This is a genomic window from Sphingopyxis sp. (genome assembly GCF_016463645.1).
Lineage (GTDB): Bacteria > Pseudomonadota > Alphaproteobacteria > Sphingomonadales > Sphingomonadaceae > Sphingopyxis.
The window spans coordinates 17742-44132 of sequence record NZ_JAEMQX010000014.1; the positions used below are offsets into that span (position 1 = coordinate 17742).

Below are 26391 nucleotides of genomic sequence, written 5' to 3' on the forward strand. Positions count from 1 at the left end.
CGACCATGGCCACCAAACCCGCCAAAAAGGGCTTCAGCCACAAGAAGATCGAGCGCAACGTGACGTTGCTCGGGGCACTCGCGCTGCTCACCGTCACGATCGGCGGCATCGTCGAGATCGCGCCGCTCTTCTGGATCGACAACACGGTCGAGAAGGTCGAGGGGATGCGCCCCTATACCCCGCTCGAACTCGCCGGGCGCAACATCTATATGCGCGAGGGCTGCTACACCTGCCACAGCCAGATGATCCGTCCGTTCCGCGACGAGGTCGAACGCTACGGCCATTACAGCCTCGCCGCCGAGAGCATGTACGACCACCCCTTCCAATGGGGGTCGAAACGCACCGGGCCCGACCTCGCGCGCGTCGGCGGCCGCTATTCGGACGAATGGCACAAGGCGCATCTGATCGATCCGCGCAGCGTCGTGCCCGAATCGATCATGCCGCCCTATGCCTTCCTCGCGGAGCGCGATCTGCAGACCGGTGACATGGCGAACGACCTGACCGCGCTCTATCGCGTCGGGGTTCCCTATACGAAGGCCGACATCGCCAACGCGAACGAGGATCTCGCGGCACAGGCGGATCCCGCCGCCGGGCTCGACCTGCAAAAGCGCTATCCCAAGGCGCAGGTCCGCGATTTCGACGGCGATCCCGACCGGCTCACCGAGATGGATGCGCTGATCGCCTATCTCCAGATGCTCGGTACGCTCGTCGATGTCGACAAGGCGGCGCCGCAGGAACGCCCGTCCGAAACGGAGGCGGCGCGATGACCTATAACGACCTCAGGCATTTTGCCGACAGCTGGGGGCTGCTCGCCATGACCCTGCTGTTCCTCACCCTCATCGCCTGGCCGTTCCGGCCGAGCGCCCGCGCGCGCAACGACGAAGCGGCGAACATGATCTTCAGGGAAGACGAGCATGGCTGAGCAGAAACGCATCGACGAAGCCACCGGCACGAGCACGGTCGGCCATGAGTGGGACGGTATCGAGGAACTCGACACGCCGATGCCGCGCTGGTGGCTGTGGACCTTCTACGCCACGATCGTCTGGGGACTGGCCTATGCCGTCCTCTATCCCGCCTGGCCACTCGTGAACAGCGCGACCGAGGGGGTGCTCGGCTGGTCGAGCCGCGGCGATCTGTACAAGGAAATGCGTGCCGATGCGCTGCGCCGCGCGCCGACGGTGGGCGCGATCGCGGCGACGGCGATCACCGACCTGCCCGCGAAACCCGAACTGATGCAGGCGGCGGTGCAGGGCGGCGCGGCGGCGTTCCGCGTTCATTGCGTCCAGTGCCACGGCGCCGGCGGTGCGGGGGTGAAGAAGCTCTACCCCAGCCTGACCGACGACGACTGGCTGTGGGGAGGCGACCTTGCGAGCATCCAATATACCGTCACCCACGGCATCCGGAACCCCGACCACAAGGACACGCGCACCAGCCTGATGCCTGCCTTCGGTCGCGACGGCATTCTCGACGCGGCGCAGATCGGCGATGTCGTCAGCTTCGTTCGCGCGATCAGCCGGCAGGAAAGGGCGAGTGCCTCGTCGGCGCGCGGCGCGGCGCTGTTCGAGGCGAATTGCGCGGTCTGTCACGGCGCGGGCGGCGAGGGCGGGCGCCAGTTCGGCGCGCCGAAGCTGACCGACGCGATCTGGCTCTATGGCGGCGACCGCGACAGCCTGACCGCGACGATCACGCAGCCGCGAAACGGCGTGATGCCGCGCTGGAACAACCGGCTCGATCCGGTGACGATCAAGATGCTGTCGGCCTATGTCTATTCGCTGGGCGGCGGTGAGAAGGGGCTTGCCCCGGTCGCCAAGGAGCAGGGAGTCGATGGCCAGCCCTGAAGACCTCTCCGGCCAGCCCGCGCCGCTCTACGAGGCGCGGAAGGGCGTTTACCCGAAGGCGGTGAACGGCCCCTTCCGCCGCTTCAAATGGGCGATCATGGCGGTGACGCTCGCGATCTATTACGGCACGCCGTGGATTCGCTGGGATCGCGGGCCCTATGCGCCCGACCAGGCGGTGCTCGTCGATCTCGCGAACCGCCGCTTCTACATGTTCCAGATCGAGATCTGGCCGCATGAATTCTATTATGTTGCCGGCCTTTTGATCATGGCGGGGGTCGGTCTGTTCCTCGTGACCAGCGCGGTCGGGCGCGCTTGGTGCGGCTATGCCTGCCCGCAGACGGTGTGGACCGATCTGTTCCAGCATGTCGACCGGCTGGTCGACGGTGATCGCAATGCACAGGTCCGGCTGGCCAAGGGGCCGTGGACCTTCGAGAAGGTCGCAAAGCGCGGACTTAAATATCTGATCTACCTCGCCATTGCCTTCTGGACGGGCGGCGCGTGGATCATGTATTTCGCCGATGCGCCGACGCTGACGGCGGATTTCTGGACCGGGCAGGCGGCACCGGTCGCCTATGGCACCGTTGCGCTACTGACCGCGACAACCTTCATCCTCGGCGGTTTCCTGCGTGAACAGGTGTGCGTCTATATGTGCCCCTGGCCGCGTATCCAGACCGCGATGATGGACGAAAAATCGCTGCTGGTGACCTACAAGGACTGGCGTGGCGAGCCGCGCGGCAGCGTCAAGAAGGCGATGGCCCACCCGGGTGCGTTCGGCGACTGCATCGACTGCAACCAGTGCGTCGCGGTCTGCCCGACGGGGATCGACATTCGCGAAGGGCCGCAGATCGGCTGCATCACCTGCGCGCTCTGTATCGACGCGTGCGACGGGGTGATGGCACAGGTCGGCCGGCCGCGCGGGCTGATCGATTATTGCACGCTCGACGACGCCGCCACCGAAAAGGCCGGCGGCACCGGACAGCCGATCCGCAAGACGCTGACCCGCCCGCGTACGCTGATCTATTTCGGTGTGTGGACCGCGATCGGTACGGCGATGCTCTTTTCGCTCGGGCAACGTACGCGGCTCGACCTCGCCGTCCAGCACGAACGCAGCCCGCTCTATGTCCAGCTTTCCGACGGGCATGTCCGGAACAATTACACGCTGAAGCTGCGCAACATGGAAACGCGTCCGCGCCGCGTCGCGGTGACGGTCAGCGGGCTTCCGGGCGCCGCGGTGTGGACCGAAGACGGCGCGCGCGAGGGGGCCGGGCAGGCGGTCACGCTGACGCTTTCGCCCGACAGTGTCACGCGCCTCAAGCTCTTCATCGCAGCGCCGGGGGCAGGGCCGGCGCGACAGGATTTCACGATCAGCACGCGCGGTCTCGACGGTGATCCGCGCGGCGACAGCGACATCATCCAGTTCGACCGGCCGGAGGCGGGACAATGACCGACAGGCGCAAACCCAAGGCCTTCACCGGCCGGCACATGACGGCGATTCTCGTCGCCTTCTTCGCGGTGGTGATCGCGGTCAATTTCACCATGGCGCGCTTCGCCATGTCGACTTTCGGCGGCAAGGTGGTCGAGAACAGCTACGTCGCGAGCCAGCATTATAACGAATGGCTGAAACGCGCCGACGCGCAGGACCGGCTGGGGTGGGACGCGCGTATCGCGCTCGACGCGACCCGGCATGTCCTGCTGACGATCCGCAAGGGCGGCGTTCCGCTCGACGGCGTGCAGGCGTCGGCGACGGTCAATCACCCCGTTGGGCGCACCGCGCCCGTCGCGCTCGCTTTCGAGCCGGCGGCGGGCGGCGTGCTGCGCTCGGTCGAGCCGCTGGTGTTGGGGCGCTGGCGGCTCGACCTGATCGTCCGGCACGGCCCGGATGAGGCACGATACCGCAAGGACATGCAATGAGCGCCGCCGCTCTGATCGAACGCGACTTCGCGGTGCCCGATATCCGCTGCGCCGGCTGCATCGCGAAGCTGGAACAGGGGCTGGTGCGCGACAGGCGCATCGCCGCCGCGCGCGTCAATTTCACCGAAAAACGGGTGCATCTTTCGTACACTCCCGACACCGGGATGCCCGAGCTGATCGGAGCTTTTTCGAACCTGGGATTCGAGGCGCACCCGATCGGAACCGGCCCCGACGAAGCCGGGATCGAGGCCGAAACGAGCCGTGAGCTGCTGCGCGCGGTTGCCGTGTCGGGCTTCGCGATGATGAATATCATGCTCCTCTCGGTATCGGTCTGGTCGGGTGCGACCGGGGCAACGCGCGACCTGTTCCACTGGCTGTCGGCCGCGATCGCCTTGCCGACCGTCGCCTATGCCGGGCGGCCCTTCTTTCGTTCGGCGTGGAGAGCGCTCCGCCATGGCGGCACGAACATGGACGTACCGATCAGCATCGGCGTCGCGCTCGTCTGCGCGATCAGCCTTTACGAGACCGCGACGAGCGGGCCGCATGCCTATTTCGATGGAGCGGCAATGCTGCTCTTCTTCCTGCTCTGCGGCCGCTGGCTCGACAGCGTGATGCGCGACCGTGCGCGCGGCGGGGTGGCCGCGCTGCTGCGCAACATGGGCACCGGCGCGATGGTGATCGACGATGGCGACCGCAGCCGCTGGGTCGATGCGACCGCGCTGGAGCCGGGGATGGTGATGCTCGTCGCGGCGGGGGAACGGCTCGCGGCCGACGGGGTGATCGTCGGCGGAGAGAGCCAGCTCGACCTGTCGTTGCTGACCGGTGAGAGCGTCCCGCAAAACGCCGGGCCCGACGACCGCGTGCATGCGGGGACACTGAATCTCGACGCACCGGTCCGCGTGCGCGTGACGGCTGCGGGTGCCGACACCGCCATCGCCGACATCGCGCGGCTGATGGGCGAGGCGGCGCAGGGCAAGTCGCGCTACGTTCGCATCGCCGATCGCGCGGCGCGATTTTATGCGCCCGCCGTCCATTGTCTGGCGCTGACGGCCTTTGCCGCCTGGATGATCGCGGGGGCGGGCTGGCACCACAGCCTGCTGATCGCCGCCGCGGTGCTGATCATCACCTGTCCGTGCGCGCTCGGCCTCGCGGTGCCGGCGGCGCAGATCGTCGCGGCGGGCGAACTGATGCGCGCGGGCGTGCTGATCAAGGACGGTTCGGCGCTCGAGCGGCTGGCGGAGGTCGACCGCGCGCTTGTCGACAAGACGGGCACGCTGACACTCGGCCGACCCGAGGCGCTGGGTCTCGAACGGTTCGACGACGGGGTGAAATCGCTGATCCTCGCGCTGGCGCAGGCGAGCCGCCATCCGCTCAGCGAGGCGCTGATGCGCGGACTCCGGACGTCCGATGTCCGCCCCGTCGAAGTGACATCGATCCGCGAGACGCCGGGCTTCGGCATCGAGGCGCTTTGGGGGGATCGCATCGTGACGCTCGGCCGGCCGCAGGGTCGGGGGCTCGGCGATGCGCTTGCGACCGAACTTTCGGTCGATGGACGGGCCGTTGCGACGATCGGCTTTGCCGACCGGCTGCGCCCCGACGCCTCGGAAGCGATCGCGGCGCTTGGCCGCGAGGGCATCGACGCGATGATCCTGTCGGGCGACCGCGCCGAAGCCGTCGCGCCCGTGGCGCGCGAACTCGGGCTGACCGCGCAGACCGGAATGAGTCCGCACGACAAGCTTGCGGCGATCGAACGGCAGGCCGCACAGGGCCACAAGGTGCTGATGATCGGTGACGGCCTCAACGACGGGCCGGCGCTCGCTGCGGGTTATGCGTCGATGGCGCCCGGGTCGGCGAGCGACGTCGGCAAGAATGCCGCCGACTGTATCTTCCTCGGCGACCGGATGATGCCGGTGGTGCAGACGATCCGTATGGCGCGGCGCACGCAGGCGATCGTGCGGCAGAATTTCATCGCGGCGATCGGCTATAATATCATCGCGGTGCCGCTCGCTTTCCTCGGCTTCGTGACGCCGCTCGTCGCGGCGATCGCGATGTCGGGATCGTCGCTGATTGTCGTCGGCAATGCGCTGCGGCTGAAAGGGACGATCCGGTGAACGGACTGATCTTCCTCATCCCGATCGCGCTCGGGCTCGGCCTGCTCGGACTTGCGGCGTTCTTCTGGTCGCTCCGCAAGGGGCAGTTCGACGATCTCGACGGCGCGGCGCTGCGCATCTTCGTCGAGGAGGAAGAGGGCCGGGAGGCATGAACATGCGTCGCTTGCTTGCCGCGATGGGCGCCGCCGCGCTCATGCAGCCGCCGATCGCGGCCGATGCGCGCATCCTGACCGTGCCCTCGTGCGGCGGTGCGGCGCACCGGATGATCGTCCCCGGCGATCCCGCCGATCCCGATCAGCGCCGCGACTGCGCCAAGGCCTGCCACGCCGTCACCGATCGGCGCAGCAAAGCGGGAGAGGGCAAAAAGGGCTGCTGCTGACGCCCGGACGTTGATCCCGGTCAATGTTGCGGCTGGCGCGCGGGCGTAGGAGGCATTCATGTGGTCCTATCATCCCGATCTGCTCGCCAAGCCGGTGCCGCGCTACACCAGCTATCCCACCGCGATGGAATTCACCGACGCTGTGGGCGCCGACGATTATGCGCTGGCGCTCGACCGCGTCGAGGCGGCGACGCCGGTCTCGCTCTATGTCCATATCCCCTTTTGCGAGCAGATCTGCTGGTATTGCGGTTGCAACACCGGCGCTGCGGGGCGGACGCAGCGACTGGCCGACTATCTGACGGCCCTGCGGGCGGAGATCTCGCTCGTCGCCAAGCGCCTCGGCGGGCGCGGGCGGGTCCGGCGCATCGCTTTCGGTGGCGGCAGTCCGAACGCCATCGCGCCGGTCGAGCTGGTGCGTCTGCTCGACCGCATCCTGACCGTCTTCGATGCGCATCGGCCGGAGATTTCGATCGAACTCGACCCGCGCGGCTTTTCCGCCGAATGGGCGCTTGTGCTCGCCGCGGCGCATGTCACGCGCGTCAGTCTGGGCGTCCAGACCTTCGCGCCGCATGTCCAGCAGGCGATCGGACGGATCCAGCCGCTGTCGCATATCGAGCGCGTCGTTGCTGCGCTGCGCCTTCGCGACATCGATGCGATCAATTTCGACCTGATGTACGGATTGCCGGGGCAGTCGCTGGCCGACCTCGACACCACGCTGGACGAGGCGATCCGCCTTGCGCCGAGCCGGATCGCGCTGTTCGGCTACGCGCATCTTCCCGACATGATCCCGCGCCAGCGGCGGATCGACGCGACGAACCTTCCCGACCAGCAGCTCCGCTTTGCGCAGGCCGCACTGGGAAACAGGCGCCTGACCGATGCGGGCTATATACCGGTGGGCTTTGACCATTTCGCGTTGCCCGACGACCCCTTGGCCATCGCGGCGGGCGAAGGGCGCGTGAACCGAAATTTCCAGGGGTTCACCGAGGATGACGCTCCGGTCCTGCTTGGCTTCGGAGCGAGCGCGATCAGCCGCTTTCCGGACCTGATCGTCCAGAACGAGAAGCGCGCCGGGCCTTATCGGGATTTGGTCGGTGAAGGGCGCCTGGCCGCCGTGCGCGGCGTATCGATCGACGACGTGCAGCGAATGCGCGGGGAAAATATCCGCAACCTTCTCTGCAGCGGACGGACCCGTATCGGGACCGAGAGCAGGGAGCGTGTCCGGAGCATTCTCGGCGAATATGAGCGTCGCGGTGTCATCGCATGGGACGCTGACGATCTGGTGATCCGCGACGAAGGCCTGCCCTATGCGCGGCATGTCGCGGCGCAGTTCGACAGTCTCAGAGGGACCATTTGAACCATGACATCATTTGTCCGCTGATACCGATTGTCGCCCGACAACGGCCAGTCCGCAACCGGCCAAAAGCTTCCTGCCCTCGGGCGGACCGCGGCGAGCGAGCGGTCGGATCGATGGTGACGCAGCTTGCGCGCGAGTTGGGGCCCACGTCATCGGAACCGGGCGCGGGGCCGATTGGCATGCGGTCCGCGCGCCTGGTTCGATCCGGCGGGCGGCTGGTGTCGATCGTGGGCCCTGCCGACGGTCAGTTGACCGAAATCGTTCAGCGGGTGCGGGACGGGCGACTGCGCACGAACATCGGCATTGTCGCGCCCCTCGATGAGGCCGTGGCGGCTTTCAATCCGGCCGCACGACGCTCCGGCGAGACGATCGTCCGCATACGCCCTTGACGATATGGTCGGGGATATGCGGGAACCGGCAGCCGCCGGAAAAAGGGGCGCGGTGCGGACCGCGCCCCCTCATTGCCTCGTTTATACCGAAGCTCAGCCCTTGCAGGGGCCGATATTGGTGCTGGTGACCTGCATCTGCATTTCCATGTCACCGCCGCCCATCGGCGACTTGCCCTTCGAGGTCACGAGAACATCGCTCTTCCTGGCGTCGAGGCTTCCGGCGAGGGCGAGCTCGACCTTCTGCGATCCTTGGGTGCACGTGCCCGCGACGTCGATCTTGCCGTCGGCGATCCGGTTCTTGTTCCAGGTACAGGCCTGGCCATAACCCTGCGACAGCGCACCGGCGACATCTTCATTGTCTGCCTGTTCCTGCGTGAGGCACTGTTCGGTTCCGCTTGCCGCTGCCAACTGCTTCGACATCTGGTCCTTCACATTTTCGGGAACGCCCGGCATCTCGAACTTCACCAGCTTGACGTCGGTCTTCCAGTTGCCGGCTTCGCGCTTCACCGTTCCGGCGGGGTTAGCCGGCTTGTCGTCGCTCTTGCCGCAGCCGCTCAATGCCAGCGCCGCGCCCGTCACGGCGACCGTCAAAAACTTCTTCATCCTTCGATAGTCCTTCGATTATTGCTCTTGGCTCCCCCCGAGATTCGCAACTGCCTGACGCCCCGGGCGATTGCGAGCGGACATCTATCAAGTTTTCAACGGGATGCACGTCCAAAGTTAGGGAGCTATCTATCGATGGAGTCCGCCGGCGAAAAACTCGCGAGGTCGATTCCGGCGGCGTCGATCCTTTCCCGCTACTTCAGCGGCAGAAACAGTTCGACGACGACATCCTGCACGGCCGCGTCCGGGAAGAAATCGAGGTGCCGGCGGCAATAGATCGGGAAGTCGCGCGCTTCCTCGCCGCTCGCGGGCAGCCAGTCTCCGTAGAGGAAGAGCGCGGCAGGCTCCAGATTGTGGGTGTCATGGACGACGCGCAGGACCGCGCAGCGTCCGCCGGGGATCATGCCGGCCTTCATGACGTCGTCATCCGGCCCGATCCCGCGGTCGGTTCCGACGCAAAGGTCCATGCTGTAATCGGCCGGGTTCGCCGGTGTCCTTTCGGACCGGAAGATATTGAATGTCGGGCTCGTCGCGGGCGAGAGGCCCGCAGCCTTGCGCCACGCGATGAACCGCTCGATCGTGGCCGGAAGCATGGCGCGGTCGCCGCGATGTTCGAGGATCGCCACCGGCGTCGACGGCACATCGCGGATCGCCACATCGTCATATTCATAATTTATCTGCATGAGCTTGCTCCTCGCATTGTTGTGAAGCCCAAAGGCCGCAAGCCACGGTGCCCAGTCGGGCGATTTCCGGAACGACGACGGCGATTGTCCGAACCGCTGCCGGAAGGCGCGGGCGAAGGCGTCGGGCGCGTCGTAACCGGCATCCATCGCGATCTCCGTAATGCTCTGCTCCTCTTTCGAGGCCAGTCGGTGCGAAGCCCGCTTCATACGGGCCAGCTGGATATAGCGATGCACGGACAGCCCGAAGGTCGCCATGAACTGTCGGTGGAAATGGAATTTCGAGAGGGCTGCGACCCGGCTTACCGCTTCCAGGTCCAGATCGTCATCGAGATGCCGGTCGATATGGTCGAGCACCCGCTGCATCCGGGCCTGATAATTCTGATGCGCCGTCCTCATCATTCACTCCTGCGTGGCAGGTGTCAGATACTTGCCGTTGGTCAAGTCCGCTCGACCGATCTTGCGCATTGGATATCGGCGGCCGCGCTTCTGGAACCGGCAGGGGGAACGTTCGATCGGACTCGCGGACGTTCGCGTCCATAGGCGTCCTGAAAGGGCGCAAATGCTGGGATTTTCGCCTCTACCATTGATTTCGCGCGCGTGTTACGGCCGCGCGATGAACAGGATCGTCAACAAACTCAACCTGTTGTGGAAGGAGCGCGCACACCGCGCGACGGCCCGCGCCGTGCTGGACACGCCAGCGGTGATTCCGGCCGACGACGGGGTCGTCCTGTTTTCCATGATCGGCACCCGCGTGCTGTTGCCCTATCTGGTCGCCGTCAAATCGCTCCATGCCCGGTTGGGCAAGGGACGCATCGTCATCCTCGACGACGGAACGCTGACCGATGCCGACCGCGCCATTCTTGCGGCACAGCTCGGACAGCCACCGATCGTCCCGATTGCCGATGTCGATACCGGACCCTGTCCGCGTGGCGGCACCTGGGAGCGGCTGCTGACCATCCTCGACCTGCGCGCGAACGACTATGTGATCCAGCTCGATTCGGACACGGTGACGCTGGGCGATGTGTCCGAAATCGCGGCAGCGATTGCGGAGAACCGCAGCTTCACTCTGCGCGGCGATCCCGATTCCGAGCTCCTGTCCTTTGCCGAAATGGCGGGCAGGACCGACGACGAAGCTTTCCTTTTCAATCCGGATGCGCATGTGCAGGGCGCGATCGAATGCGGTCTCGACCGCGTTTCGCTGCCGATGCGCGAAAATCCGCTCTATGTGCGCGGCTGTTCGGGCTTTGCGGGCTTCGCCCGCGGCGGCGACGGCCGCGCGCTTGCCGAGGCCTTTTCGCGCGAGGCCGATCGGCTGCTCGGCGCGGAGCGCTGGGCGCGGTGGGGCAGCGAACAGGTGACGTCGAACATCGTCATCGCGAACGAACCCGATCCCTTGCTGCTGCCCTACGACCATTATCTCAATTTCTGGGACAAGGGGGTCCCCGCGGACGCGCGCTTCGTGCACTTCATCGGCAGCTATCGTTACAGCGGCCGCGCCTATATCGACGCGACGCGCGCCGCCGTCGCCGCGCTCGGCCGGACGGCCTAGGCGTCGGGTTCAACCGGGGCGCGGCGCCCGCGCACCAGCGCGATCAGGTCGCGCATCGTCGCGCGCGCGAACGCCACCAGCCAGAGGCAATAGACGAGGCCCCCGGTCGCGACGAGCAGTGCGAGCCGCACCGGCTCGGGCATCGCGGGCAACATGCGATCGGCCAGCGTCACGGCCCCGCCCATGATCGCGGCTGCGAGGACGGGCGGCGCGACTGCACGGACCAGGTCGATCGCGCGAATCCCGATGACGGGCAGCGACCGGGCGGCTGAAAAGGCGAGCAGCAAGGGATAGGCGACCAGCCACGCCCACGCGATGCCGGCGATGCCCCAGCGGGCCCCGATCAGGAATATCACCGGCATCAGCAGCGCGCCCGCCGCGGCATTGCCCGACGCGATTCCCGGCTGGCCGAGCGCGTCGGTCGCGGGGCGGAGCAGCGTGAACAGCGTCCAGAAGGGCATGGCGAGCGCCAGCGGCAGCAGCAGCGGCACGATCTCGCGCCATTTTTCGCCGAGCAGGGTGAGCACGAGCGGCTCGGCCACCGCGGCAAGGCCGAAGAAGAAGGGCATGGCCGCGACCATGATCGCGCGCGTCGAGCGGGTGAAGCCGGCGGCGAGCGCGGGCCGGTCGTCCTGCATCCGCGCATAGGCGGCGAAGGCGACCTCGTTGAGCGGCGGCACGATCTTGTTGTTGAAGATCTGCGTCAGGAGCAGCGCGGTCGTATAGATGCCGACCAGATGCGCCTCGAACCAGCGGCCGGCGACCAATATGTCCGCCTGGCTCTGGACGAAACCGAAGAACTGGCCGACCGCGATCAATCCGCCGTAGCGCGCGATGGCGCCCGCGCCGCGGAAATCGAAGCTCGGCCACAGCCAGCTGCGCGCGGCGATCGTCAGACCGATCGCGCGCGCCGCGAACATCGCGATCGGCGCCCAGACCAGCGCCCATACACCCCAGCCCGCCAGCGCGCCGCCGAGCGCGACGCCCGCGCCGATCAGCGCCGAGACCAGATTGACCTGCGCCTGACGATGGAATTCCATCGTCCGCGCGAGCTGCGCATAGGCGAGCGCCGAAAAGGGGATGGTGAGATAGATCAGCGACTGTACGCGGAGCAGGTCGGCGACCATCGGCTGGCGGTAATAGGCGGCGGCCAGCGGCGCGCACAGGATCTGCGCGAGCGCGAGCGCGCCGTTGAGCAGCAGCAGCAGTCCGAAAATCTGCCTTAGCTCGTGCCGACCGATTTCGGTGCGCTGGATCGCCGCGCTGGCGAGGCCATAGCCGTTGAGCAGGGTGAAGAGCATCAGCATCACCTGCGTCAGCGCGAACAGGCCATAGTCCTCCGGCGTCAATATGCGGATGACGAGGAAGGTCGAGGCCCAGGCGATGATCTGCCCCGCGATCTGCGAGGCCGAACGCCAGATGACGGCGCGGCGTACCTGCTGGCCGAAATCGGGCGCGAGCGCGGGCCCGGGGGGGGCAAGCGTCGTTTCGGGGGGCGGTGCGCGACCTGACATGCGGTCCGGTCTAGCAACTATTGGTTGGGAAAACATTGCGCCGCTTCATCGCCGCGTCTTTCCGGCGTCGGCTCCCGAATAATCGCTCGCCGGGGGCCGTGCCAGCGCGGCGCGCTCGACCCTGACCCACAGCGGCTTGCGCCCGAGCCGTGCGTTGAAGAGGCGGTTGAACGTTCCCGGATCGGCCGCGGGGGAATCGAGCGCTTCGCCATATTGGCGGCGGACCGCGGCCGGATCATAGCCCATCGCGTTCAGCAGGGTGGGGAAAATCCGGTAGTGGCTCGATGCGTCGAAATGGCGCTGCGCGGCGGCATCCCAGTGCGGCGACCCGCCGATGATCGCCAGCGGAACGGCGCCTTCCTCGGCGATGGGCGCCGGGCTGCAATGCGTGGTCGTCCCCGAATCGCCACGTTCGTGCAGATTCTGCCCATGATCGGCCGTATAGATGATCAACGCGCCGTTCAGCCGGGCGCGATCGAACAGGCGGTCGAAGAAACCGCCCACCGTCCACGCGACGCTGTTGCGATAGCTGTTGCGATAGAGCCGCCAGCTTCCCGCTCCGCTGTACAGCTTGTCGGGAATCTTCGCGTCGGTCGCGGCGGCTGCCTCTCCCCGCGGCAGCGCGGGGCCGAAAATCTGCGCGCTGTCCGGATATTTGTCGGCAACCGGAAAATGCGCCCCCATCTTGTTGACCAGGATGAATTCGCGCCGCCCGTTGCCGAGCGCCGCGATCAGCGCATCGGCGGCCGCCATGTCGCGGTCGATGACCGGGATGTCGTCGAACTGGATGAAGCGGTCGATCTGGCGCCGCTCGGTATCGTCCATGCCGTTCTGCAGCGCGCCGCCGGTTCTTTGCGCGTCGATATGGATGGTCGCGAAACCGGCGCGCTTCGCATAGTCGAAGATCGACGGCATTGTCGCGTTGATCCGCTGATAGGCGTCGCGCGTCCCGCCATGGCGGAGCGTGAGGTTGCTTCCGAAGCTGCAATGGGTGATCGCCGCGGCGATGCCGAAATTGGCGACGGTGATGCCGGGCGGCGGCGATGCGAGGCCCGAGCGGACACCCGCGGGATCGTTGATGTCGAGATACCGGCCCGCGATGCTCTCGTCGATGATCAACACGATATCCCGCGGCTGTCCTTCCCGGTCGTGCGCGATCCGGACCGGCAAGCGCGTCATCGGCGGCTGCGTTGCGGCTTCGAAGGCGACGAGCGACGAATAGGCCATCCCGACCCAGCCGTTCGGCAGGCCGCGGCCGCCTTCGCCGCCGCGCAGGAAGAGCAGGGCGGACAGCGCCGCGAGACCGGCAAGCGGCGCGGCGATGGCGATGATGCCGGGCAAGCGTGTCCGCGCGCCGGGTTCGAGTCCGAGGCCGGGAAGGAGGAAGAGGGCACTGGCCGAGGACCAGCCGAGCGCGGCGGCATATTGTGCGAAGGCGTCGTCGGCGAAACCCGCCGAATGGATCATCGTGACAAACGCGTCATAACTCATCGCATCGGCGGTCGCGCCCTGAAAGCTGCCGATGAGAACCGCGGCCAGCGCGAAGAGCAGGGCCCAGCCCCAGCGCAACACCGGAACGCGAATGAAGGCGGCGCTCCAGAGACAGGCGACCAGCCCGCAATAGAGGCCCGCATAGAGCAGAAGCGGGGGCGACAGCCCCAGCATGGCGACGCGTGCGGCGACGTCGGGAAGCTCGAAGGCGAGGCCGATGGCGAGCAGGATTGTCTTGGTCAGCGTTCTGGGGCTCGGCAAAATCTGTGCCCGCATCGAGCATCCTTCGTCATGGGGGAACGGGACCGGCCAGCGATGACGACGAGGCCGATGTGCCGGTCGCCGATAATGCGCCATTCTGAACTTTTGGCAAACCCGCCGGGTGGCGTCGCCGGGCCGAGCGCTTCGTTTGACACAATCTTGCCATCCGGGAAACGGCTGCCGTAACGTAAACTGTTGCTATTTAGTCACGAATTTACGGAAAATCGGGCATTTTGCGCGGGCCCGCGTTGACGCCGCCGGGCGGTGCGCTAGACCGGGCGCTTACCACCGGGCATCTCCCGATAAGCCTTTGGCTGCGCTTCGGTGGGTTTTGGAGAGAGAGACTGACCATGACCTTGCGCAACGTCTTGTTGGGCGCCACCATGTTGTGCGCCGCAACCACCCCCGCCATCGCCTTCGCCCAGGACGCCGCCCCGGCCGACGATGCGGCGACCGCCGTCGACGATACCGATTACGGCAACGACATCATCGTGACCGCGACGGGCCGCGCGCAGCGTTCGCAGGATATTCCGATCGCGGTCAATGTGGTCGGCGGCGAACAGCTCGAAAATTCGGGCATCAGCGACATTCGCGGCCTGCGCCAGATCGCGCCGAGCTTCCAGGCGACGACCGGCCAGTCGTCGGCGACCGGCGTCGTGCTGCGCATCCGCGGCATCGGCACCGCGGGCGACAACCCGGGCTTCGAACCGTCGGTCGGCGTCTTCGTCGACGGCGTCTTCCGCGCGCGTGCGGGCCTCGCGCTTGCCGACCTGCCGCCGATCGATCGCGTCGAGGTGCTGCGCGGGCCGCAGGGCACGCTGTTCGGCCGCAACACCTCGGCGGGCGCGCTCAACATCGTCACGCAGAAGCCGAGCTTCAATTTCGGCGGCTATGCCGAGGCGAGCTACGGCAATCTGGACGAGATCGAGCTGAAGGCCGGCGTGACCGGACCGGTGTCCGAAACCTTCGCGCTGCGGCTCGACGGCGGCTATCACAAGCGCGACGGCTATATCAAGGACGTGAACAGCGACCGCCGCTTCAACAACCTCGATCGCTGGTCGGTTCGCGGCCAGGCGCTGTTCGAGAAGGACGACGTCTCGTTCCGCCTGATCGCCGACTATGCCAAGACCGACGAGCAGTGCTGCGGCGCGCTCAACACCAATTCGGGCTTCGCGCAGCCGGGCACGCCGGCTTTCGCCGCGAGCGCGGTCATTCAGGGGCTGGCGGCCGCCAACGGCCTGACCGGCATCGTGAGCCCCTATAATCCCAAGGATCGCGAAGTCGCCTATTCGCCCGATCGCGACCTCACCGAAAAGATGCGCGAATGGGGCGTGTCGGGCCAGCTCGACTGGGATCTGGGCGGCGTCGAACTGACCTCGATCACCGCATGGCGCGACTGGAAGGCGACGCGCGGCATGGACGTCGACTTCTCGGGAATCGACCGCGCCTATCGTGAGAACATGCCGATCGGCATGCGCGACTTCACGCAGGAAATCCGCCTCAAGGGGACGGCCTTCGACGATCATGTCGACTGGCTGATCGGCGGCTTCTATTTGAACGAGAAGCTGAAATATACCGAACGCACGCGCTTCGGCACGCAGGGCGCGCAATATGTCGACGCCTTCATCAACGCGCTGACCGATTCGGCGGTGCCGGGCCCCACGGGTTTCCAGATCTTCCAGTCGATCCCCAATTCGCCGCTGGTCGGTCAGGTGCTGCTGGCGTCGAACCCGCAGCTCGCCGCCGCCGCCGCGCAGGCGGGCGTGCTCGACACCTTCCTGACGCCGCTGCCCGCACCGCAGGCCGGACAGGGCCAGATCGGCGACAGCTACCGCGTCAACACCGAAGCCTTCGCGCTGTTCACGCACAACATCATCGACTTCAACGACAATGTCTCGCTGACCCTCGGTTTGCGCTACAATCATGAATCGAAGAAGCTGAACGCCGACCTGCAATCGAACCTGCCGGGCTGCGCGACGCTGCAGAGCGACCGTTACGGCCTCTATCGCCAGGCGCTGCAGGGGCTGCCGTCGGGTCTCGGAAACGCGATCTTCAACCTCGTCTGCAACCCCGTGGTGAACCCCGAATTCAACGGCATCTATCGCGACAAGCGCAGCGAGAGCAAGCTGACGGGTACGGCCAAGCTGTCGATCAAGCTCGACGACCGGGTCATGGTCTATGGCGGCTATGATCGCGGCTACAAGTCGGGCGGCTACAACCTCGACCGCGGCTCGTTCGACACCGCCTTCCTCGGCGGCAACGGCGCGCAGGCGTCGGACCTCGAATTCGGCAACGAGGATGTCGATTCCTTCGAAGTCGGCGTGAAGACCGACCTCAGCTCGGCGTTCCAGTTCAACGCGAACGCCTTCTATACCGAGCTGAAGGGCTATCAGAACCTCGCCTTCATGGGGAACAACTTCGTCGTCCAGAATTTCGACAAGGTCGTCGCAAAGGGCGTCGAGCTGGAATCGGTCATTCGTCCGGCGCCGAACCTCAACTTCACGCTCGGCTATTCCTACATCGACACCGAAGTGAAGGACGTCGCGGCGGGCGACGACAATGGCCTGCCGCTCACCAATTCGCCGAAGCATGTCGTCACGGGCGCCGTCACCTGGACCCCGCAGATCAGCAGCAATGTCGGCGGCCTCGTGCATGTCGACTGGCGCATGAACAGCGACGCGAACACGATCAACGATCCGGTCGCGGTGCCGTTCACGGCGAACGACGGCTATTCGATCGTCAACGCGCGCGCGGGTCTCAACTTCGGCCCCGACCAGAATTACGCGGTCGAATTCTACGTCGAGAACCTCTTCAACAAATATTACAACATCACCGCGTTCCCGATCCCCGAGCAGAGCGCGAGCTTCGCGGTCTATCCGGCGCCGCCGCGGCTCTACGGAGTGAAGCTGCGCGCCAAATTCTGACCCGCGCGCTGATCCGCCGGATCGACGAAAAGGGCCGGGCCATCGCATGATGGTCCGGCCCTTTTTCCGTCCGCGCCGGCCAAAAGAAAAACCCCGGCCTCTCGCGGGAGAGGCCGGGGCTTCCTGTCGGCGTTGCCGCCGGCGGTCCTAGAACCTCACGCCCGCCGCGATGCCATAGCGACGCGGTTCGAGGGTGAAGATATTGGTGTAGTTACCCGACGACTGGTCGGTGATGTACAGGCCCGTCACGCTGTTGGCGTCGAAGACGTTCTGGATGAACCCCTTCACATACCATTTGTCGTCGGGCCCGTTCAGCTGCAGCTGGGCATTGACCTGGGCATAGCCCTTGATGCGGTTCACATTGCCGTTGAAGATGCTGCCATAGCTTTCACCCGTATAGGCGACGTCGACGCGCGGGACGAGGCTCATGCCGCCGTCGCCCAGCCGCGCCGTATATTGCACGCCCGCGCTGAATTTGTAGTTCGGCGCCTGCGGCAGCTGGTTGCCCTTGATGTTGACCGGAACGCCGGCGGAGAAATACTGCACGCCGCCAAGCGCCGCCGGATTGACGGACAGGCCGGCGACCGGCGCCGGCAGGTTGGCGAATGCGCCGGCGGCAGCCGCCTCCATGACCGCACATATGCTGTAGGCGCCCGTCGAAGCGATGCCACCGTCCGCCGGAAATGCGGTCGTCGGACGCAGTCCGGCGCCGCCCTGAACGCCGGGGACGATGCCGGCGTTGATCAGCGTCTGAACGCCGTTGACGAAGCTGTTCACACCGGCAACGTTGCCCGACGTCGATGCGACGGCGCAGTTCGCGGCGTTGGTGATGTCCTTGATGATCACCGCATCCTCGCGACCGCCGCCGAAATCGCGCGGATTGCTCGTCATCGTGTCGCTCGTCACCTTGCTGTGCAGGTAGCTGAAGCCAAGGTTGATCACGAGATTCGGATCGGGGCGGACGATACCTTCGGCCTCGAAGCCATAGATGTCGGCGTCGACGTTATCGTTGACCGCGGTGCGGGCGACGATCTTGCTGAGCTGCAGATCCTTGTACTTGTAATAGAAGGCCGTGAGGTTGAGCTGCAGCGCGCCGCCGCCGAAGGTGTTCTTCGAACCGATCTCGAACGCATCGACCTGTTCGGGACGGAAGCTTTCGGGCACTTCGAAGATCGGCTGCAGCGGCGGGTTGATGCCGCCCGATTTATAGCCGCGCGAATAGGACGCATAGAGCAGATTGTCGTCGGTGATCTTGAAGTCGAGCACCGCGCGGCCGGTCAGCTTGTTGAACTTGACCGTGCGTTCCTGGAACAGCTGATTGCCCGGCGTGCCGGGATCGGCATCGAAGGTCCCGACGAACGGCGAATCGAAAACCGTTCCGTCGCCGCCATGCGGAGCGAGGAAGGCCGCCAGCGTCGACCGTGCGATCACCGTCTTCTTGTCGTTGTTGTAACGCAGGCCCGCGGTCAGTTTCAGGCGGTCGTTGAATTCGAAATAGGCCTCGCCGAACAGGCCGTAGGACTTGATCTTCAGGTCGTCGGTGTTGTTGCGGAAGAACGGCGTGGCGAGGAACGACGGCGGGAGGGGCCCGCCCGATGCCGGCGGGTTGTTCGCGGACGAGAAAGCGCCCAGCACCCCGGCGAGATAGTCGATCGGGAAGGCGTTCACATAATAGCTGTTCTCGGTCAGATGATAATCGGCATAGATGCCGCCGACGAGGAAGTTGAACGGACCGTCGAGATCGCTCGACAGGATGCTCTCGACCGACCAGCTGCTGTTATACTGGTTCGACCGGTCGAATTGCAGCGATTGATCGCTGCAGATCTTGTTCCCGCCGAAGCTGCCGTAGCCGGTTTCCTCGGCCAGTGACGTGCAGAGCTGGCCGGTTGCCCCGTTGGGAATGATCGCGTCGGCGACGGGTCCGAAATAGGCGGCCAGTCCGGGGCCGAAGTCTCCGTTCGCTGCCGCCGCGAGGGTTGCGAGGCCGGTCGCATAGAGCGAACGGTCGCCGACATTGCTGTTGTAGTCCTGCGACGCGTCGAGCTTGACCTTCTGATACTGGCCCGAGACCTGCAGCGAGACCGGGCCGAAATTATGCTCGATCTGCCCCTGTATTGTCAGTTCGCTCGTGAAATAGCTCGGCGTATAGGCTGTGTTGACGGTCCGCGAGTCGTTCGGGATGGTCGTGTTGGCATAGACGTCGGGTCCGTACAGGCTGCCCAGCGAAAAATCGAGACCAGCGGGGTTCGTCGGCGTCACCGTGCCGTTGGGAATGCCGCGGATCGCCAGGAATTCCTTCGACGTCAGCGCCGCCGTAAAGGTCGCATTGCCGTTGAAAGGCGAATTGTCGAGGCGGCTGTTCAGACAGCCGAGGATGCCGGTCGGATCGCGCTGGCAAAGCTGTTTCTGGATGCGCGTGCGCTTGTCCTTCTCGCGGAAATAGGATGCGAGCAGGTCGATCGTCGTGTCGGGCGTCGGCTCCCAGCGGAACGAGCCGCGGACCGAATAGAGGTCGCGATCGTCGATGCGCGTGTCGAGGAACTCGTTCTTCGTATAGCCGTCGCGGTTGAGATAGATGCCCGCGACGCGGATGCCCGCCGTATCTCCCAGCGGGATGTTGACCATCGCCTTGCCCTTCATGGAATCATAATTTCCATATTCGGCTTCGGCGGCGGCTTCGAACGTTCCGAGTTTCGGTTTGGCGGTGATCACATTGACCACGCCCGAGGTCGCGTTGCGGCCGAACAGCGTGCCCTGCGGCCCGCGCAGCACTTCGACGCGCTCGAGATCGAAGAATTCGGTTTCGAACAGACGGGTCGAAAACAGCGGGTCGCCGTTCAGGTGGATCGCGGTCGCGCTGTCGCAGGTCGTGCCGACGCAAAGGTCGCCGATGCCGCGGATCGTGAAGCTGGCGCCGGTGAAGTTGGTCTTGGTGAAAGTGACGTTGGGCAGGGTCAGCTGAAGATCGGACGGCGTCTTGATCTGCTGCGCTTCGAGCGCCTCGGTCGAGAAGGCGCTGACCGCGATCGGCACGTCCTGCAGACGTTCCGACTGGCGTTGCGCCGTGACGACGATTTCGCCGCCGAAAGCATCGCGTTCCACCTCATCCGCCGCGTCCTGCGCAAAGGCCGGTGTCGCCACCGACATTGCAAGGATCGACGTTCCGATCAGTGCCTTGAACTTCATCTACAGCCTCCCTTTTTCGATCCCGCGCAGTGCGGGGCCGCCCAAATTCAATTTGTGGTAAGGGGAGGGGAAACGACCAGACATGGCAAAGGGCGCCGGGCCGCCATGGCCGAGCACCCATCTGTGTCCCACTTGCCAGCTGTGCTGGTCATCGTCCTCTCCCACCGGCGTCGGGGAAAACGCTCGGTCTCTCCGGATCACGACCCGCTTGGGCGGGTTCTGTAATGCAAGGCGAAGGTGCGCCGAGTTGACGAAAGCGTCAAGTCACTTGTTCGGCCCGAAAAAGGACGCGAAACCGCGCCTCTCCGAACAGGTAAAAAGCCAAGATTCCGCAACGTAAACTTGCATGGCTCGCATAAATTCTTCTTGTCCGGGCCTTGCTTATCGGCTCCGGGACGTCGAAATGTGCGACATGATGGCAACAGTGAAAGCGCGGCGATGAGCGACAGCAAGACCGAATTGGGCCCCGACGGCAAGGTGATCGTGCCCGACCATGTCGCCGACGCCGTGCGCACGCTGATCGAGTGGGCGGGGGACGATCCGACGCGCGAAGGCCTGCTCGACACGCCGCGCCGCGTCGCGCGCGCGTGGAAGGAATATTGCCAGGGCTATGGCGAGGATCCGTCGGTCCATCTGTCGCGCACCTTTCAGGAGGTCGGCGGCTATGACGAGATCGTCCTGCTGCGCGACATCCCGTTCCAGTCGCACTGCGAACATCATATGGCGCCGATCACCGGCAAGGCGTCGATCGCCTATCTGCCGCGCGACCGCGTCGTCGGCATTTCGAAGCTCGCGCGCGTGCTCAACGGCTATTCGCGGCGGCTGCAGGTGCAGGAGCGTCTCACGGCCGAAGTCGCGAAATGCATCTGGGACAATCTCCACCCGCATGGCGTCGCGGTGGTGATCGACGCGCAGCACGGCTGCATGACCGGGCGCGGCGTGCGCACCCCCGGCGTCGGCATGGTGACGAGCCGCCTGCTCGGCTGCTTCCTCGACGACGAACGCAGCCGCAAGGAAGTGCTCGCGCTGATGGGGTATTGACGGGACGGCGGGCGCCTAGCGCCGCCACATCCTGAGCAGCTGATACTGGACCGCCTGCAGCCGCGTGAAATTCGCGGGCTCCATCTTGCCGCCCTCGATCGCCGCGACCTCGTTGAGTTCGTACATCAGGCCCCGCTGCTGGACGTCGGGGATCAGACTCTGGATGAAGGTGATCGCGACCAGCCGCTCGCCGCGCGTCACCGGCTCGACCTCGTGCAGCGTGTGCGAGGGATAGACGACCGCGACCCCCGGCGCCTCCTTGAAGCGCAGATCGGCGTTCCCGAGCTGCACATGCAGTGCGCCGCCGTCATAATCGGCCGGGTCGTTCAGGAAGACCGTGCAACTGACGTCGGTGCGCAGCTGGCCGTCGGGCAGCGGGATATAGGCCGCGTCGGGGTGCAGCCCGTAATGCATGCCCGGCGTGTAGCGCGTCAGCAGCGGCGGCGCGATGCGCGCGGGGAACGAGAATTCCATGAATTCGGGGTTCTGGACCATCGCGTCGAGCAGGATTTTCGACGATCGCTCATAGGCCCCCGCATCGTGAAGCTGGAGGTTGTTCTTCACTTTCGAATGCGGATTGCTGATCTTGCCGTCGACGAACTTGCCGCCGGCGGCAATCTCGCGCAGCGCGCGCACCGCATCGTCGTCGAGCAACTGGACTAGCTTGAACATCGCATTTCCCGGTCGCCGTGGATCGGCAGGTCGCCAAGGCTTGTATAGCGTGCGGCCAGCGCTTCAACCCATGCGATCGCGTCGGCGATGGCGGGCGCATGCTTCGCCGCCGCCCCGGCCTGCAACTCGCGGCGCAGGCCGGGGCTGTAGCCATGTTCGGGCGCCTTCGAATATTGGCGCATGATCGGTCCGGCGAGCGCGGCGTCGATCCGCGCACCATCGGCCGGCAATCCGAAATGCGCGGCCTGCGCCGCGAGCGCGCGCGCCGGGTCGGCCAGCATCGCCTCGAAATCGATCCACAGATGGCGCGGATCGCGCGGTGGCAGCGTCTGCTGTGCCGCCGCCATCTCGCAAAGCCAGCTCATCGCGACGCGCGTGACGGGAGGCAACTGCCACAATGCATGCGGAAAATCGGGAAGCATCGCTGCGAGCCGCGCGATGCGTGCGGGCGCCTGCGCCTGCGTTTCGGCCATCGACGCCTCGCCCGCGAGGATCGTTTCGAGATAGCGGGGCAACGGAACATGGAGAAAGAGCGCGCGGCCATCCGCGCCCGTCAGGTCGCCCGCGATCGCGGTGATCACGCTCGATGCCTTGACCGTTGCGCGCTGGCCTGGCGCGAAGCCGCGGCCGAGCCAGCCGAGCGTCTGCGCAAGGCGCGTGCGGTACAGGTCGGGCGACCAGACCGACTCCGGCCGGTCGATCCGCTCGGCGACCTGCGCCAGCGTGCGCAGCAGCATCGGCTCGCGCAGCGGCAGTGCGCCGCTCACCTCGGCAAGCAGGCGCGATACCAGCGTCGATCCGACATGGCCGATGTGGAAGATGAAATCGGGCCGCGGCGCCCCGGGCCCAGGGGCGGGCAGGGCATCCCACCCCATCCACTCGCGTCCGATGCGGTCGGTGAGCAGCCGCTGGTCGAGAAAGCTTGCGGCGCGATAATCGGCCTCGCCCAGCAGCGCGATCAGGACCCGGTCGTTCGACAGGTCGGCCATATGGGGCAACAGGCTCGCATCGGCGGCGAAGCGGCGCTGGAAAGGATCGTCGGCCATCGCCTGCCGCCATAGGAAAGGTGCGGCGGGTTGGCCAGACGGAAGAGGCGCCCTCAGCTTATGGTCAGCGTATAGCTCACCCGGTAATCGCTGGCATCGCCATCGAGCATCTTCGTGAACGTCCCCGGCGCATCGCCGATATCGATCGTCCCGATATTGTCGCTCCCGCCGATATCGTCGAACTCGCGGAGCTGGAAACTCACCGGCTGATCGAACTCGAAGCTTTCCGGCACGACCCAGCTTTCGCCCTTCCTGATCGAATGGATTTCGCTCTTCCCTTCGGGAAAACGCTGGCCGGTGTTGAAACGCAGGAACAACTGGTCGGGCAGGCCGAGCCCCAGCCGCCCGGTCAGCTTGACGCATTCGACGCGAACGTTCGACAGCACGAACCTGCGCGCGGGCGAAGCCGCCGGAACCGGCGTGGGGATCTTGGCGGCCGTCGCGACGGCCGCGGTCGGCCTTGCGGGCCTCTTCAGCAACCGGCCGATATTGTCGCTCGCCTCGCTCGCAAACTTGCCGGAGGGAAATTCGGCCAGATAGGCGCTGAACGCGCGAACGCTGTTTTCGGCGACGGCGCCCTTCCACAGGATATCCTCGATCGCGCTGCGGTCGCCCGCAGCGGCCGCCGGCGCGGCTCGCGGGACGAGGTAGACCGGCGTCCCCGTGATGCTCGCGCTGACGAAGGGCCGCTGGCTGCCGCCCGTCGCCTTCAGCACATCGTCGCGGATCAACCCGCCGAGCAGTTGTACCGGCGTGTCGGGCTGCGGCAGGCGTTTGGCGAGCGAGGTCGCGAAGGGCGAATTGCCGCTCGTTCCGTCAGCGGCCGTCTGCCCGGGTGCGGCGGCGAAGATGACGAGTACATCGTCGGCTTCGACCCCCGCGAGGCCGTTTTCGACCGCGCGTGTCCCCGACCGCCACGATCGCCCGAACGGATTGTTGCGGCACGAATCGAGCACGACCATGCGAATCTGCGCGCCCGACACCGCCTCCATCATCCGGTCGAGGTTGATCGCCTCATACGGCAGGTCGAGGTCGGATTTCAGCTGGGCGTCGGTCGGGATCAGCCAGTTCTTGCCCTGCGCCTCGATCCCGTGCCCGGCATAATAGACCATCGCAACCTCGGCGCCGTCGGCCTTCGCGCGGAAATCGCGCATCGCCTTCTGGAAATCGTTGACCGCCAGATCGGCGGCGACGGTGACGTCGTCGAACCCCGCCGCCTTCGCCGACGCCGCGATGATCCTGATGTCGTTGCCGGGGTTCACCAGGCGGGTCGTGTTCGCATAGTCGCCGTTGCCGATGACGAGTGCGACCTTGCGCGCTTCGGCTATCGACGGCGCGAAGAAGAGGATGGTGGTGAGGGCGACAAGCCAGAGTCGTATCATCTCGATATCCTCTCTTCGTCAGGCGGGACGCGCGGTTCCATATTCGTACCAGCCGAACGGGCGCGGGGTCTTCGGGATGTAGGCGGCGGCCTGCCGGTCGACGGCGAAGCCCGCGCTTTCATAGGCATCGCCGATCGGGCGTGTGAGGTGGCAATTGCCGCCGATCCGCTTCCAGACCGGCTCGATCCGCCGCTGCCATTTCGCGACGCCGGCATCGGGCGCGGCGCCATGCTCCAGAAACAGCGCGGTTCCGCCGGGCTTCAGCACGCGGCGGATTTCGGCGAGCACCGCCGCCTGCTCGTCCACCGAACAGAGGGTGAAGGTCGTGACCACCGTGTCGAACGATGCGCTCCCGAACGGCATCGCCTCGCCGATCCCGCCGCGGATATCGGCGTCGATCCCGCGCGCCGCTGCCGCCGCGCGGCTCATCGTCAGCAGTTCGGGCGACGGATCGAGCCCGCTGAAGCTCTCGATCTGCCCCGGACGGTAAAATTCCATGTTGATCCCCCCGCCGCAGCCGAGCTCGAGGACATCGCCGCGCGCATGCGGCACGACCTTGCTGCGCAGTTTCATGATCTGCCCCTGCGAACAGGCGCATTTGATCAGCCGCGGCACCCCGTGACGTTCCCACCAGCTCGCCATTCGCCTGTCTCCCCTTGGCGCGGAAGGTGACCCTTGCTAGCGCAGTTGGCAACACCCATCTGTGCCTGCCCGCACAGCCAACGAAAGATCGTCATGCCCAGCGTTCATCATACCAAGATGCTCATCCTCGGTTCCGGCCCGGCGGGCCTGTCTGCCGCCATCTACGCCGCACGCGCCGGCATGATGCCGATCGTCGTGCAGGGGCTGCAGCCCGGCGGCCAGTTGACGATCACCACCGACGTCGAAAATTATCCGGGCTTCGCCGAGGTCGTGCAGGGCCCCTGGCTGATGGAACAGATGACCGCACAGGCGATGCACGTCGGCACCAGCATGATCTGGGACACGATCGTCGACGTCGACCTGTCGCGCCGCCCGTTCAGGCTGACCGGCGACGGCGGCGACGTCTACATGGCCGAAACGCTCGTCATCGCGACGGGCGCGCAGGCCAAATGGCTCGGCGTCCCGGGCGAACAGGAACTGGGCGGGAAGGGCGTTTCGGCGTGTGCGACCTGCGACGGTTTCTTCTATCGCGGCAAGAAGGTCGTCGTGATCGGCGGCGGCAACACCGCGGTCGAGGAGGCGCTGTATCTCACCAACCACAGCGACGATGTCACGCTCATCCACCGCCGCGACAGCCTGCGCGCCGAAAAGATCCTGCAGGACCGGCTGATGGTCAATCCGAAGATCAAGGTGCTGTGGAACAAGCGCGTCGAGCGTTTCGTCGCGGGCGAGGGGCTGACCGGCCTCGTCGGCGTCGACCTGATCGACACCGTGACGGGCGAGGCGAGCCACGAGCCGACCGACGGCGGCTTCGTCGCGATCGGTCACAGCCCCGCGACCGGGCTGTTCAGGGGCAAGCTGCCGCTCGACGATGATGGCTATCTGCAGATCACGCCGGGCACCTCGCTGACCGCGATCCCCGGCGTGTTCGCCGCGGGCGACGTGACCGACAAGATCTATCGCCAGGCGGTGACCGCGGCGGGCATGGGCTGCATGGCCGCGCTCGACGCCGAACGCTTCCTCGCCGAGGCCGAATATCACGCGATGGCGACCGCCTGAGCAGGCGGTAGCCGGTTACGACCGGTAGTTGCCGTCGGCCCGTCAAGAAGATTCGCGCAGAGGACGCTGAGACCGCAGAGAGTTTTACGCCTATTCTCTGTGTGCTCAGCGTCCTCTGCGCGAAACATTGATGGGGTTGGTTCTTGATCGGTTGTTGTCACCTTTACCCTCGTCACCCCGGACTTGATCCGGGGTCCCGCTTGAAATCGAAACCTGCTCTTCCGCCATAAGAAGCGGGATCCCGGGTCAAGCCCGGGATGACGAAGCGCGGTGGCTTGCCGTCCGCTTCCCACCCCGAAGCCGACATCGGCCACATGATCCGCAAGGAAAAAGGCTCCGGAACCCGAGGTTCCGGA

The 26391-nt window shown here is 65.8% G+C and carries 23 protein-coding genes; 14 read left to right on the plus strand and 9 right to left on the minus strand.

Annotated features, from left to right (window positions below; genetic code table 11):
• Positions 1-5: 5 nt before the first annotated feature.
• The 10 genes from ccoO to JHC57_RS05505 all read left to right on the plus strand — a co-directional run bounded on the left by ccoO (position 6) and on the right by JHC57_RS05505 (position 7982).
• Positions 6-767, plus strand: a complete 762-nt coding sequence (ccoO, locus tag JHC57_RS05460; protein ID WP_294028991.1) for a cytochrome-c oxidase, cbb3-type subunit II — start codon at positions 6-8, stop codon at positions 765-767.
• Positions 764-922 (plus strand): cbb3-type cytochrome c oxidase subunit 3, encoded by a 159-nt coding sequence (locus JHC57_RS05465; protein ID WP_294028992.1) that lies wholly within the window; start codon positions 764-766, stop codon positions 920-922. The genes ccoO and JHC57_RS05465 overlap by 4 nt, the downstream gene beginning before the upstream one ends.
• Complete coding sequence (gene ccoP / locus JHC57_RS05470) at positions 915-1838, plus strand: cytochrome-c oxidase, cbb3-type subunit III (protein WP_294028993.1); 924 nt, start codon at positions 915-917, stop codon at positions 1836-1838. The genes JHC57_RS05465 and ccoP overlap by 8 nt, the downstream gene beginning before the upstream one ends.
• On the plus strand, positions 1825-3282 hold the full coding sequence (gene ccoG, locus JHC57_RS05475; RefSeq protein WP_294028994.1) for a cytochrome c oxidase accessory protein CcoG: 1458 nt from the start codon (positions 1825-1827) through the stop codon (positions 3280-3282). Before ccoP ends, ccoG begins: the two co-directional genes overlap by 14 nt.
• On the plus strand, positions 3279-3749 hold the full coding sequence (locus tag JHC57_RS05480; protein WP_294028995.1) for a FixH family protein: 471 nt from the start codon (positions 3279-3281) through the stop codon (positions 3747-3749). Before ccoG ends, JHC57_RS05480 begins: the two co-directional genes overlap by 4 nt.
• Entirely contained in the window at positions 3746-5860 is a 2115-nt protein-coding gene (locus JHC57_RS05485) for a heavy metal translocating P-type ATPase (protein WP_294028996.1), read from the plus strand. The genes JHC57_RS05480 and JHC57_RS05485 overlap by 4 nt, the downstream gene beginning before the upstream one ends.
• Positions 5857-6012, plus strand: coding sequence for a cbb3-type cytochrome oxidase assembly protein CcoS (ccoS, locus tag JHC57_RS05490; RefSeq protein WP_294028997.1), 156 nt, complete (start codon positions 5857-5859; stop codon positions 6010-6012). Before JHC57_RS05485 ends, ccoS begins: the two co-directional genes overlap by 4 nt.
• 2 nt (positions 6013-6014) lie before the next feature.
• Positions 6015-6239, plus strand: a complete 225-nt coding sequence (locus tag JHC57_RS05495) for a hypothetical protein (protein ID WP_294028998.1) — start codon at positions 6015-6017, stop codon at positions 6237-6239.
• Positions 6240-6297: 58 nt separating this feature from the next.
• Positions 6298-7593, plus strand: coding sequence for an oxygen-independent coproporphyrinogen III oxidase (hemN, locus tag JHC57_RS05500; RefSeq protein WP_294028999.1), 1296 nt, complete (start codon positions 6298-6300; stop codon positions 7591-7593).
• A 113-nt stretch (positions 7594-7706) separates the two neighbouring features.
• Positions 7707-7982, plus strand: coding sequence for a hypothetical protein (locus tag JHC57_RS05505; RefSeq protein ID WP_294029000.1), 276 nt, complete (start codon positions 7707-7709; stop codon positions 7980-7982).
• 93 nt (positions 7983-8075) lie between these two features.
• Here JHC57_RS05505 and JHC57_RS05510 read toward each other — a convergent pair whose 3' ends face one another.
• Both JHC57_RS05510 and JHC57_RS05515 read right to left on the minus strand, forming a co-directional pair.
• A complete protein-coding gene (locus JHC57_RS05510; RefSeq protein WP_294029001.1) occupies positions 8076-8585 on the minus strand; it encodes a DUF3617 domain-containing protein in 510 nt (169 codons plus the stop codon).
• A gap of 194 nt (positions 8586-8779) precedes the next feature.
• Positions 8780-9664 (minus strand): GyrI-like domain-containing protein, encoded by an 885-nt coding sequence (locus JHC57_RS05515; protein ID WP_294029002.1) that lies wholly within the window; start codon positions 9662-9664, stop codon positions 8780-8782.
• Between the two features lie 217 nt (positions 9665-9881).
• On the opposite strand from JHC57_RS05515, the gene JHC57_RS05520 reads away from it, so the two are divergent.
• The gene (locus JHC57_RS05520) at positions 9882-10817 is read left to right on the plus strand and encodes a hypothetical protein (protein WP_294029003.1); all 936 of its coding nucleotides are present in this window, start codon (positions 9882-9884) and stop codon (positions 10815-10817) included.
• On the opposite strand, the gene JHC57_RS05525 is transcribed toward JHC57_RS05520, so the two are convergent.
• Together JHC57_RS05525 and JHC57_RS05530 are read right to left on the minus strand one after the other, a co-directional pair.
• The gene (locus JHC57_RS05525; RefSeq protein WP_294029004.1) at positions 10814-12331 is read right to left on the minus strand and encodes a lipopolysaccharide biosynthesis protein; all 1518 of its coding nucleotides are present in this window, start codon (positions 12329-12331) and stop codon (positions 10814-10816) included. The genes JHC57_RS05520 and JHC57_RS05525 overlap by 4 nt on opposite strands.
• Before the next feature lie 45 nt (positions 12332-12376).
• Positions 12377-14098, minus strand: a complete 1722-nt coding sequence (locus JHC57_RS05530; protein ID WP_294029005.1) for a sulfatase-like hydrolase/transferase — start codon at positions 14096-14098, stop codon at positions 12377-12379.
• A gap of 335 nt (positions 14099-14433) precedes the next feature.
• On the opposite strand from JHC57_RS05530, the gene JHC57_RS05535 reads away from it, so the two are divergent.
• Entirely contained in the window at positions 14434-17007 is a 2574-nt protein-coding gene (locus JHC57_RS05535; RefSeq protein ID WP_294029006.1) for a TonB-dependent receptor, read from the plus strand.
• A 147-nt stretch (positions 17008-17154) separates the two neighbouring features.
• Here the strand turns inward: JHC57_RS05535 and JHC57_RS05540 are convergent, their stop codons facing one another.
• Positions 17155-20193 (minus strand): TonB-dependent receptor, encoded by a 3039-nt coding sequence (locus tag JHC57_RS05540; RefSeq protein ID WP_294029007.1) that lies wholly within the window; start codon positions 20191-20193, stop codon positions 17155-17157.
• A gap of 438 nt (positions 20194-20631) precedes the next feature.
• Here JHC57_RS05540 and folE point away from each other — a divergent pair, with 438 nt between their 5' ends.
• Positions 20632-21234, plus strand: coding sequence for a GTP cyclohydrolase I FolE (gene folE / locus JHC57_RS05545; protein WP_294029008.1), 603 nt, complete (start codon positions 20632-20634; stop codon positions 21232-21234).
• Positions 21235-21249: 15 nt separating this feature from the next.
• Here the strand turns inward: folE and JHC57_RS05550 are convergent, their stop codons facing one another.
• The 4 genes from JHC57_RS05550 to JHC57_RS05565 are packed head-to-tail and all read right to left on the minus strand — an operon-like array spanning position 21250 to position 24976.
• The gene (locus JHC57_RS05550) at positions 21250-21906 is read right to left on the minus strand and encodes a Fe2+-dependent dioxygenase (RefSeq protein WP_294029009.1); all 657 of its coding nucleotides are present in this window, start codon (positions 21904-21906) and stop codon (positions 21250-21252) included.
• Positions 21894-22952, minus strand: coding sequence for a hypothetical protein (locus JHC57_RS05555; RefSeq protein WP_294029010.1), 1059 nt, complete (start codon positions 22950-22952; stop codon positions 21894-21896). The genes JHC57_RS05550 and JHC57_RS05555 overlap by 13 nt, the downstream gene beginning before the upstream one ends.
• Positions 22953-23005: 53 nt before the next feature.
• Positions 23006-24334 carry a caspase family protein gene (locus tag JHC57_RS05560; RefSeq protein ID WP_294029011.1) on the minus strand — a complete coding sequence of 443 codons (1329 nt, stop codon included), beginning with the start codon at positions 24332-24334 and terminating at the stop codon, positions 23006-23008.
• An 18-nt stretch (positions 24335-24352) separates the two neighbouring features.
• A complete protein-coding gene (locus JHC57_RS05565; RefSeq protein ID WP_294029012.1) occupies positions 24353-24976 on the minus strand; it encodes a class I SAM-dependent methyltransferase in 624 nt (207 codons plus the stop codon).
• 93 nt (positions 24977-25069) lie between these two features.
• On the opposite strand from JHC57_RS05565, the gene trxB reads away from it, so the two are divergent.
• Entirely contained in the window at positions 25070-26035 is a 966-nt protein-coding gene (gene trxB / locus JHC57_RS05570) for a thioredoxin-disulfide reductase (protein WP_294029013.1), read from the plus strand.
• The last annotated feature ends 356 nt before the right edge of the window (positions 26036-26391 follow it).